1 pseudogene is annotated in these 394 nt (G+C 67.8%); it reads right to left on the bottom strand.

Annotation, left to right across the window (positions count from 1 at the left end):
- A pseudogene (locus E0L35_RS25980) lies at window positions 1-394 on the bottom strand (alpha-D-glucose phosphate-specific phosphoglucomutase); the annotation flags it as partial.

Genomic DNA, 394 nt, shown 5'->3' with positions numbered 1-394 from the left:
ATCCCCTTCAGCCCGGCGGCATAGCCGGGGGCGAGATGCGCGTTGGCGGCGAGCATCGCGAGGCTGTCGGACGGGGTGACGAAACGGCCGCGGCCGATGATCAGGTTGCGGGCGCCGTCGCCGTCCGAGGCGGCGCCGAAATCGGGCGCGTCCGCCGCCATCATCGTCTCGTACAGCGCATGCGCATGGACGAGGTTGGGATCGGGATGATGGCCGCCAAAATCCTCCAGCGGCGTGCCATTGCGCACGGTGCCGGCCGCGAAGCCGAGCCGCTTTTCGAGGATTTCCGTCGCATAGGGACCGGTGATCGCGTTCATCGCGTCGAACGCCATGGTCAGGCCGGCGGCACGGATCGCGGGAAAGTCGAACAGCGTCTCCATCAGCGCCGCATAAT

The organism is Halomonas sp. ATBC28, assembly GCF_005937175.1.
Lineage (GTDB): Bacteria > Pseudomonadota > Gammaproteobacteria > Pseudomonadales > Halomonadaceae > Vreelandella > Vreelandella titanicae.
This window is presented reverse-complemented; position numbering and strand designations above follow the sequence as displayed.